Below are 11,075 nucleotides of genomic sequence, written 5' to 3' on the forward strand. Positions count from 1 at the left end.
TATCTACTTTACCATCAACTGTTACTTTAGAAGTAAGGTCGCCGTCTTCTTTATCAGTAGCTGATATTCCTGCCATTGGGTCGAATGAATCTCCTACATTAATTGTAGTTTCAGCAGGTACTGTTAATTTAGGTTCCATATCTGGAGTTTCTCCATTTTCCTCTACAATTACAGTCTGTGTAGCTGTTGCATTAACCCCTTGGGAATCGACAACCGAGTACTCCACAATGTATTTACCTGGTTTAGAAGTATCTACATTGCCTTTATGTTTTACTCTATTTGTTAAATCACCATCTTCTTTATCAGCAGCTTTTACACCTCTCATCGGGTCGAACGTATCACCTACATGTAGTGTAGTTGTAGAAGGTACAGTTAACTCCGGCGCTTGGTTTTCAGCAGTTTCTTTCACTGTTCCCTTAATTTTTACTGCATCAAAAGCTTTTTCGACTGCTTGAGCTTCAGCTGAGTTCGCGCCATATTTATTTGTTGCAACTCGAAAGCACGCTGATCTCAATTCAGAGAAATTAGAAGTCATATTTAATTCATCAGTGTTTGCATAATAGAAAATATCAAACATTTTATCCTCGCCAATACCTTCTACAGTTACACCGTTATGAGTGCCACCTTTTGCAATTAAATACGCAGCTTTATTAATAATACTTGAGTTAAAATGAACACCTCCATTATCTCGTCCATTAAAATCGTTAAATTTACTATAATCATCTGGATAAGGTATTCCAGATGAAGAAAGAACTGAAGGTGGATTTGCCATATCACGGAAAACTGATCCAGTTTGTTCTGCAATTGTCCAGTTAAATTTCCCATTGTTTATATATTTCTCAATAGCTGTTCCCATAATATCCGACAACGCCTCGTTAATCGCACCAGCTTCTCCAGAATATTCAAGATTGGATTCGCTAGATGTAACCGAATGTGTAAATTCATGTCCCGCTGCGTCAAATGCCTTTACAATAGGATCTCCATATACAAGCATGCTACCCCTACTACTATTAGAACTAAATGCATTCTGCCAATCCTTCGGATCATTTGTATCACTAGAATTCCAGGCATGTACAACTGAAACTACTTTTTGTCCCTTATTATCAAAACTATTACGCTTGTATTTATCTTTATAAAAATCATATACCTTTGTTGCTAAGAAATGAGCACTTACCGCTTTTGGATCATTAAATGTTGTTGAAGCGCTAGTTGCTAGTGTACCAGGGTAATAGCTTGCCTCTGTATTATAATCTCTGTAATTCACATCATACGTTTCAATTCCTTGCCCTCTAGTGTAATCAGCAAGTACATATTCTCCATTACTTTGTTTAGAAATACCAAATGTACGAGATATACCTAAATCATCTTTTCCTGTTCCAGTTGATGATGTAAGATTGCTGTTTAATGATGCAAGATTACTTTTTCTACTTTTTTTTAAGGTATCAACAGGCTTTTTACTTGCTTTTAAATTTGATTCTTGTACCATATTTTTTAACATTTCACCATTATTAGCATTCACTAAATAAGTCCCAGATACATATTTTGGTGTTGCCGCAGCAAATGTAACCTGGTATGCATTGCTGGCTTGTCCATTATTTTCATCAACAAAAATGACTTCTTTTACTTCTGGCTCAGAAATAAACTTGATATCATTCCCGTACTTCGTATAAATATATTGTTTCGCTTCTTCTTGTGATAGATTAATAGGCTTCTTTAAATCTTTTTGTTTTAAATTTTGCGCGCTATCCCCTGAAACACTTTTAACAACACCCTTTTTATCTACGTGTGCAGTCAACTGATGCCCATATACTTCTTTTCCTTCGTATGTTTGTTGCATACGCACAAGTGTAGTTCCATCATAAGAACAGCGTTTTTGAATAACCTTATAATCTACTCCCTTTTCTCCATTCACTTGTTTTGGAGACAAAGCTTGCTCTGTCTTTTCCTTAAGCGCATCTTTTACTACATTCTCTGGTTCCTTTTGTGATGGTTGTGTAAGTTCACCTGTACGGAACGAATCCTCCTGAATTTGAACTTGTAGTTGATTCGTTTCCTCTGCATGACCTACTCCATATGGTGTTACAGCTGTTAAAGCTAATCCTGTTATTAATGCAGCTGTAGCTCTTCTTTTTTTGTTTTTCATGATATTTACCTCGTATAACTTCTAAAAATATTTAGCGCTTTAGAAAGTAGTATACTGTCTATTGCTGTCAAAAAGAAAGGGAAAATAAAAAAAAAATTATGTAACATTGCATAATTTAATGTCGATAATCAGTTATTCTAGAAAAAATTTCTGTTTATATGGATTTTTTTTTAGGGTGTTTTTACCTATCCCCTCGAAAAGGGGGAATAAGAAAAACGTATTGTGAAAAATCCTTATCAATAAAGATTTTGGGGTACTTTTTAAAATATGCATTTCAAAATATATACAATTGCATTGACATGTTTCAAATATTATTAAGTTGTATTTTTGAAATGAAGTAGTCTAGATTTTCAGCTATGTCATAAAGTGTACTTTTTGAAATAACATATAAATTTATAATGAATCAATCTTATTCCCTCTTTTCGGAGATTTGGGCAAAATTACCCTATTAGTACAAAAATCTGTATAGAATTCTGTATAAAAAAGCCCTGCATATAAGCAAGGCTTTTTCTATTTCCAAAATTGCCACCACTTTTTTTGTTGGGTGGCTGCAATCAATTTTTTAATCTCCTGGTTTTCACGGATCATAGCCATTAGGTTTTGATCACGTTCATTAATTTTTTGAAAATCTTGTTGTTGTTTTTTCTGTTCAGTTAACCATTCCTTTAAATTTTCTTCATGTTTTTTAAGCTGTTCAGATACTCTTTCAGCAACAATTCTATCCAATTCCTGAATAGCTACAACTCCTCGTCCTACTTGAATTTGTCCAGGTTGTTGTTTAGTTATTTGGATAGGTTCAATGTCTATATATTCAGGTAATCCTTCTTTACTGAGGAGCTCAATAATTTGTGTTTTTTGGAGGTTTCTTTTATTTCTCATTTTAGCTATAAATTGAAAAACAGGTATACATTCTTGATGAATTAAATACTTGTTCTTTTCACCTTGTTGGAATTTTAAAAAACTACCGTAAGTTCGACAGTTTCGTTTTATAGTCATAGCTGATACTTTTATTTCCTTGGCTACTTCTTCAGCTGATAACCAGTCTTTTTGTTGCACTGTTCAGATCACCATCCTTCTAAACATCTAAACATCCGAATAGAAAATAAGGGTTTCCTTGTTTTTCTGTTCAGGTGTTCGGATGTTTAGATAATATACAAATAGTTTAACACCTGAACATTTAAACGCAATATATAAAAGAATTGCTGGAAAGTAAAATAGAAGGATAGATCTTAAGTCATGCACAGAATATTTGTATCATGGGGATTATGGGAATATCTAACTTCTTATAATAGGACATTATGTAAACTCTCTACGAATCCAATATTTATTATAAAATATAAAAGTAAAAACATAAAAAAGGGAGAATCTGGTATTGAAAAAAGACTTTGAAAACGCACATCGTTTCTGTTCTCATAATAGAAATGCTTTAGAAACAGATACTATATGGGGTAGCATCAGGATTTTGTGGATTTACAACGTCAAGGTAGAAATCCCTGTATCAATAGGGTTTACTCTATTGATACTTAACTGATTTTGCTTCAAATAAGGTTTGCGAGTGTCTCAAATGACTTTTCTCAAAATCCTTATCGTTGTTAAGTTATTCATTTTTAATACTATAAACAACTTAACGTTGTAAGTCCGCATTTTCGGGACGCTATCCCTTAATGGCGGTGGGCGGGCTTTAAAATCCTAAACCTGAAAAAGCTAAAAGTTCCGCAAGGAACAGGTAGTATTTTTTCTCGACTTGGACTAGCAATTATACGAGCCGAACCGCTTAGATCATTCGTTCGAAAATAGTTCTTACTCAAAATTTTGATACGTTTAGTACGTGGGGTTTCGTCCCCACACGACGAGCCAGCACTCCAAACAAAAAGCAAGTAAACCCCTAAATTTGGTTAATTTGTTTTTTATTATAAATACTATATGTAAAATTTTACATTTATCCTTATGAAAAATAAACTAAAATACCTACAAATTTAACCGAAATCACTTATAACGCTCTATTTTCTTCTTTATAAGTACTTAGATACATTGAATATAATTGCATTAACCTAACCTGTATCTCGTCATATGAGAGAATCTGAACACCCGTTTTTTCCTTAAACGCAAAATTTGAGTAATTATTTTATTCAACTTTAGATTTTGGCTCTCCAAACCATTTAAACATTGCTTTTCTTGTACCATTTGGGGGCGAAAGAATTTAACGTTTTCCGAAAGAATTCTCCTTCCTCAAGCGTGTGCAGGGCGATAGCCCAACGGTAGGTGGGAGATGAATTTCGGTTTGGCATAGCCAAAAAGCACTTAACTGTGCTTTTTATTTTTTCTATAATATAATCAGTCTTATGAAATATGAAGGTTGGTATATAAATGAAATTGGACAATAATAATCATTCAGTATTTCTGTTGTACTATCATCTTGTATTGGTCGTAAAATACAGAAGAAATGTATTTGATGATGATATGTCAGACTATGCCAAAGACATGTTTGTACGATTATCTAAGAACTACAATATAACATTGGTAGAATGGAATCATGATGTTGACCATGTACATATCTTGTTCAAGGCACATCCTAATACAGAAATGAAAAAATTCATTAATGCTTATAAAAGTGCAAGTTCTCGACTAATTAAAAGAGATTTTCCGCAAGTAAAAAAGAAACTTTGGAAAGAAATATTTTGGTCAAGAAGTTTTTGCTTACTAACTACTGGTGGTTCACCGATAGACGTAGTAAAGAAGTATATTGAAAATCAAGGTGAAAAGTGAGGTGAAATGATATGACAAAGCATAATAAAGCATATAAATTTCGTTTATATCCAACAGAAGAACAAGCATATCTTATGCGTAAAACCTTCGGTTGTGTACGCTTCGTGTATAACAGAATGTTGGCTGAACGTAAAGAAGTTTATGAGAAATACAAAGATGATAAGGAACAACTAAAAAAACAAAAGCTTCCAACCCCAGCAAAATACAAAACAGAATTTGAATGGTTGAAAGAAGTTGATTCATTAGCTTTGGCAAATGCTCAACTAAACTTGCAAAATGCCTATAAGAATTTCTTTAGTGGTCAAAATGACTTCCCAACATTCAAAAGCAAAAAAGACAGAAAGTCTTATACAACGAATGTAGTAAATGGAAATATTATATTGCTAAATGGTCATATCAAATTACCAAAACTGAAAATGGTACGTATCAAACAACATAGAGAAATACCACAAGACCATATTATCAAGTCATGTACGATTTCTATGACACCTACTGGTAAGTACTATGTGTCCATCTTAACTGAATATGAAAAAGAGATTGTACAAAAAGAAGTAGAAACAGTTGTTGGATTAGACTTTGCGATGGATGGATTATACGTTAGTTCTGAGGATGAGAAAGCCAATTATCCTAAGTTCTATCGTAAAATGTTAGACCAATTAGCAAAGGCACAACGAGTATTATCAAGACGTACTAAAGGTTCTGAGCGTTGGAACAAACAACGCGTTCATGTAGCAAAATTACATGAAAAGGTATCGAACCAACGTAAGAACTTCCTTCATCATAAGTCTAAAGAGTTAGCTACTAATTATGATGTTGTAGCTATTGAAGACCTAAACATGAAAGGAATGTCGAAAGCACTTAATTTCGGAAAAAGTGTCGCTGACAATGGTTGGGGTATGTTTACTTCTTTTTTAGCTTATAAACTACAAGAACAAGGCAAACAACTTGTGAAAATAGACAAATGGTTTCCTTCCACAAAAACATGTAGCGGTTGTGGAAATATGAAAGATATGCCATTGTCTGAACGAGTATATTCTTGTGTATGTGGTGTAAATCTCGATAGAGATTATAACTCAGCTATCAATATCAAAAATGAAGCAATACGCTTATTAGCGTTGGCATAAATGACAGTAAAATAACCTTTGGAACAAGGGAATTAGCTCGGCTGTCTTAGGACTAATTCGTTAGCTATCAAAAGTAACGACTAACCGAGAAGCCCCCACTTCAAGTAAGCTCGTAAGAGCTACTAAGTGGCGGGTAGTTCACTGTGGATTGAAGAGCAATACTATCTACTTCTTTTAGCCAAATCGTATCCTGTTTCTTTTTTAATTGCGTTAGCTCGGCAGAGCAAGAAGGATAGGTTAATCCTTTTCCTGTTTCTTTATAGGTATCATTCCAGAGAGCAAGAAAATGGTTAAATACAAAGCGGCTGCAACCAATCGTTTTAGCAATTAATATTTCTTGTTTCTTATTTGGATAGATACGAAACTTAAATGCTTTATTTACTAACATAGGTTACACCTCACTTTTTCATAGGATACTACAGTATACAAAAAAGCGTAGGCTTCCGCCTACCGACATTCATCTCCCACCTGAAATTGGTGTTTCACACCTTCATATTTTTGAGGAAGGAGTCTTCTCTCGGAAAACGATAAAAAGCTTTGCGGGAGTTTTCGCAAAGCTTTTGCCATGATATATAATTATAATAGTAATTTTCGTATTTCTTCTGTACTGAGACCAGTGAATTTTGCAATATCTTCTAATGGCATGCCATTTTTATGCATACCACGAATTAATTGGATTTTTCCTTGTTCAATACCTTCTTCTAATCCCTCTTCTCGTGCATGAGCTATTTTAGCTTGTTCATCTAGAAGTATTTTCTCACGAGCTTCATAAGCTGTTCGGAAGGAAGAATCATGGCTCATATTTTCCCATTTAGTTATTGCCTTTTGTAAAATTGGATCTTGATTCATCGCAATCTCCTCCAATGTTTGAGTTAAATGTTCATCTTCGTGGGCTGGCAACAATAACATCCAACGGACAAATGAATTTTCCCATGGATTTACTTTTTCTTCACGCCATTGTTTCACTAATTTTGGAATCTCTACAAAATGAATTTCAATATCATCACTTAGTATCTGTTGTGTTTTGGCATTCCATAATTGGCCGATGGTGTGAAATGAGTCGTCATGAGAAAATAATATGAAATCTAATAAGTTAATGGTAATTGTTTTCCGAAGTGAACGATACGGCATCCCCTCTTGCATTTGGGATGTGTAGAGCTTACTCCAATAATATAGAGAGCGTTTCACCATATCATGTGTATTCCGAAGCTGAATTTCTATATTCACTTGTGTTCCGTTGTCGAGTGTTGCTAATAAGTCTAATATGGATAACTTATCATCTTCATAAGATTTATGAAGATGTGGATCTTCCAATTGTAAAGATGTAATAGGTGCATCTAAAGATTCCTCTAACACAGCATTCAAGAAACCAGTTAAAATTTCTTCGTTTCCTTTTGTTCCGAATAACTGTTTAAAAGCAAAATCGATTCGTAAATTTACTAATTTTGTGGACATGGGTTTCCTCTCCCTGTCTATTTCTCTTTCTTATATTGTACAAGAAACCAAAAGTAATGTGCAATTAGCTAAGGCCTTTATGTATTACGGTGAAATGCCTTTTTAGAAAACAAGAAATTTACCCAATTCTCTCATAAGGACCAATACCAGCACTCTTGTAACCAAGGAAAAAATAAAATTTTTTTGTAGATAAGATTATTTTCTATTTTCATATCTTTTGACTACCCTATAGAATGTCGGGCTAGTCATATTACATCTTCTCATTGCTTCTAATGCTGAAATTTCACCTTTTTTCCACTCTGTGTAAGCTGCAATAAATTCTTCAGTAATTTCAGTTCTAGGTCTTCCTAAATGTTTCCCTTGTTTCTTAGCGATTTCAATTCCTTCTCGTTGACGAGTCTTAATTTTTGTTCGTTCCTCTTCAGCAAGCCAAGAAAGAATTTGTAATACAAGATCTGTAATTAAATTCCCTAAACTATCCTTGTATTGTGTCGTATCAAGTAATGGCATATCCAGGACAATAATATGTGCTTGAATATTTTTGGTGATATCTTTCCATTCCTGAAGGATGGCTTCCTTGTTTCTTCCGAAACGATCAAGTGAGTGAACGTATAAAATATCCCCTTTTCTTAACATTCGTTTTAAAAGTTGATATTGCTCTCGATTAAAATCTCTTCCACTTTGTTTATCGATAAAAATATCCCGTTCGTCTTTTATATATTGCCTCATAATTTCAAGTTGCCGATTTTCATTTTGATCTTTACTACTTACACGAATGTAAGCAAATTTTCTGACATTCATACTTTAGTAACTCCTTTATCCTTTCTATAAGTTTATTATAACAAATTTACTTCAAAAGGTATTTATTTTTTAGAAGCACTTCAAATGTGTAGTTTTTGATGTTTTGAAGCAATGTTTTTCATAGATATCTAGATACTTCAAAAGGTGTACCTTTTGGAACTTAAAACGAATTAGTAATAAATTTCTCAATATAGATATGGCTAATATTTTTAGTTATAATATTCAAAATTAAAATTTAATGTAATATCATGAAAAGGTGATGGTTATCACCCTATTTGTTTTTGTTTCTCCTTATGCCATAGATAAGACCGAGTTCCTGGTCTTATCTTTTTTATTTATGAGGTCTTGTTAAACATTCATTAACTTAACAAAATTTTTGTTATGGGTTATTTGTTGTTATTGGCTTAATGGCGGTGTGGGTTATAAAATTCTTAAGTTGATGGACATGGGGTACTTAAAAATCTTAAGTTGATGGGCATGCGGCTGTACCCCATCGCTATCAAGCTAATATTTTGAAGTACCCCCAAAATGAAAATTTTCTTTCTTAATAAAAAATTCTTCTCAAAGGTTATGATTTATTGTAAAATTTCACCAAAATGATAGATAAAAATAAAGGAGAGTTCTAAATGATTGAAAAAGTTTTTAATACAGGATTTTTTAATCTAAATTATGCAGAAGGTGGTAATTCATCTAAACCACCTCTACTATTTCTTCATGCAGCTACTTCAAGATGGCAGTCATTTCAATCTATACTTCCTGAACTTGAGCAACATTGGCATATATACGCAGTTGACTTACGCGGTCATGGTAAATCAGATAACATTAATTCAAATTACGTAATAGAAGATTATATTCCGGATATATCCTGTTTTATCAAATACTGTATTGAGGAGCCTGCAATTGTATTTGGTCATTCTCTTGGAGGAATGATCAGCATTTTGGTTTCAGCGCATTATCCAGACCTTGTTAAAGCATTAATTATTGGAGATTCCCCAATTTCATTAGAAGTTCTAAAAGAAGGTACTACAGAAGGCAATAGAGAAATGATGATTTTACAAAGAGACCTGGCAAAAACTAACTCAGTCGAATATATCCTTTCGGAATTAAAACAAAAGTTTTTAATCTCAATTCCAAGTCAAAAAAACATGGTTCTTGCTTCTAAAGTATTGGGAGAAGATAATCCTTTATTTAATTTTATAGCAACAAGTTTAAATCAAAATGACCCAGAGGTACTTACAGCTGTTCTTGAACGCTTTGATGAAACCTATGCTGAATATAAAATAGAGGGATTACTTCCTAAAATTCAATGTCCTGTTTTACTTCTTCAAAGCGATCCTAAATTTGGAGGGTTAATAAGAGACCAAGATGCTAAACAAGCATTACATCTCTTACCTAAAGCAACCCACATTAAAATTAACAATGTAGGTCATGCTTTACATATGCAAAACAAAGAGTCAGTTTTAAACGCTATGCTTCCTTTTATGGCATCGTTATAAAAATTGATGAGTTATTTACAAAACCAATTGATTGGAAAGTAATCGAAGATTATTATGAAGATATGTTACGTGTGATAATATCAATTAGGACAAAGCGTATTCACCCTTCTCCATCCTTAATAAACTCAGTGTATATAGGGATAGTGCCCCGTCGCTATCAAGCTAAAGGAATTAGTTACCTCCAAAACGAAAAAATGCGCTATTCTTTCTGTAGAATCATAGGAAAGGATGGCGTATTTGTATGTCTATTTCTGTATCTGATGAATTATAACTATTTGCTCAAGAAATTCAAGGCCTCTTATCCCCAAATATCTTACGAGATTTTGCTAGAGATGTTGGTTTTGTGCAACGAACTAGTAAGTACCAAGCAAAAGACTTAGTCGCTTTATGTGTATGGATGAGCCAAAATCTAAAATTAAATAAAATAATCACTCGAAATTTGCGTTTAGGAAAAAGTGGGTGTTCAGATTCGTTTGTAGGACGAGATAGGGGATAAGCTAATACAATTATATTTAATTTAGCTAAGTGCTTATAAAAAAGGAAATAGAGCATTATAAATGATTTTAGTTAAATTTGCATGTAGTTTAGTATTTTTTATAAGAATAAACTTTAAATTTCACATACCGTACTATAATAAAAAACTAACTAACTGAATTTAGGGGTTTCCATGCTTTTTGTCCTTCGGCTTGGCGAAAAAAGCGAATCGAGCCGAAAAAAGTTTGGCAAGGATTGTTTTTTACTGCAGTAACGAAGTGGAGCAGTAAAAAACAAAAAATACTACCTGTTCCTTGCGGAACTTTTAGCTTTTCAGGTTTAGGGTTTTAAAGCCCACCCAACGCCCGCAGCCATTAAGCATGCGATTTTACATCTTCGAGAATACCCCCCATACATAAAAAATCTATGTGTATACATAACTTTTTTTCCGTTGCCGTGGCTCCGTTAAGTGAAGGGCAGGAACCTAGCAGCCTTGAGCTCATTGATCTACATAGCGAAACAGGGCAGACCAATGAGCCATGGATGCAGGTTCTCGCGCTGAATAGGAGAACAGCGGGGTCTTACTCTCACTTTCGCGCTAGCGATTAGAGAGCCGTAGGGCGGACACAAACTAAATTGGGGTATAGCCGCATACCCATCAACTTAAGAAAAATAAAGGCTCTAAAAAAGAAAAAATGAGCCGAACTCTTATGAATAACTGTGAAAAGGTAAAATTTTTGTTAATGGTCATCGGATCTGTCATTTTGAGTATATTGAATCTTAAGAAAAAAAGAGGTATTGTAAGTCTTAATTCAC

Annotated in this window: 7 protein-coding genes and 1 pseudogene; 3 read left to right on the forward strand and 5 right to left on the reverse strand. The window is 33.7% G+C overall.

Going from position 1 to position 11,075, the window contains the following annotated elements; all coding sequences use genetic code 11:
• Both BM211_RS24895 and BM211_RS24900 read right to left on the reverse strand, forming a co-directional pair.
• Positions 1-2,143 (reverse strand): M4 family metallopeptidase (locus tag BM211_RS24895; RefSeq protein ID WP_091000088.1); only part of this gene is annotated, 2,143 nt, incomplete at its 3' end.
• Between the two features lie 510 nt (positions 2,144-2,653).
• Entirely contained in the window at positions 2,654-3,199 is a 546-nt protein-coding gene (locus tag BM211_RS24900; protein ID WP_091000090.1) for a DUF3967 domain-containing protein, read from the reverse strand.
• Positions 3,200-4,510: 1,311 nt separating this feature from the next.
• Here BM211_RS24900 and tnpA point away from each other — a divergent pair.
• Both tnpA and BM211_RS24910 read left to right on the forward strand, forming a co-directional pair.
• Positions 4,511-4,909, forward strand: coding sequence for an IS200/IS605 family transposase (gene tnpA, locus BM211_RS24905; protein WP_091000092.1), 399 nt, complete (start codon positions 4,511-4,513; stop codon positions 4,907-4,909).
• Positions 4,910-4,920: 11 nt separating this feature from the next.
• Complete coding sequence (locus BM211_RS24910; protein ID WP_091000094.1) at positions 4,921-6,033, forward strand: RNA-guided endonuclease TnpB family protein; 1,113 nt, start codon at positions 4,921-4,923, stop codon at positions 6,031-6,033.
• A 139-nt stretch (positions 6,034-6,172) separates the two neighbouring features.
• Here the strand turns inward: BM211_RS24910 and BM211_RS24915 are convergent.
• From BM211_RS24915 to BM211_RS24925, 3 genes and pseudogenes are all read right to left on the reverse strand, one after another.
• Positions 6,173-6,421: pseudogene (locus tag BM211_RS24915) on the reverse strand (helix-turn-helix domain-containing protein); the annotation flags it as partial.
• Positions 6,422-6,609: 188 nt separating this feature from the next.
• Positions 6,610-7,488 (reverse strand): Rpn family recombination-promoting nuclease/putative transposase, encoded by an 879-nt coding sequence (locus BM211_RS24920; RefSeq protein ID WP_091000096.1) that lies wholly within the window; start codon positions 7,486-7,488, stop codon positions 6,610-6,612.
• Positions 7,489-7,683: 195 nt separating this feature from the next.
• Entirely contained in the window at positions 7,684-8,289 is a 606-nt protein-coding gene (locus BM211_RS24925; RefSeq protein ID WP_035435913.1) for a recombinase family protein, read from the reverse strand.
• Between the two features lie 626 nt (positions 8,290-8,915).
• Between BM211_RS24925 and BM211_RS24930 the strand changes: the two genes are divergently transcribed.
• Complete coding sequence (locus BM211_RS24930) at positions 8,916-9,785, forward strand: alpha/beta fold hydrolase (RefSeq protein WP_091000099.1); 870 nt, start codon at positions 8,916-8,918, stop codon at positions 9,783-9,785.
• Positions 9,786-11,075: the final 1,290 nt, after the last annotated feature.

Source organism: Bacillus sp. 491mf (genome assembly GCF_900112415.1).
GTDB lineage: Bacteria > Bacillota > Bacilli > Bacillales > Bacillaceae_G > Bacillus_A.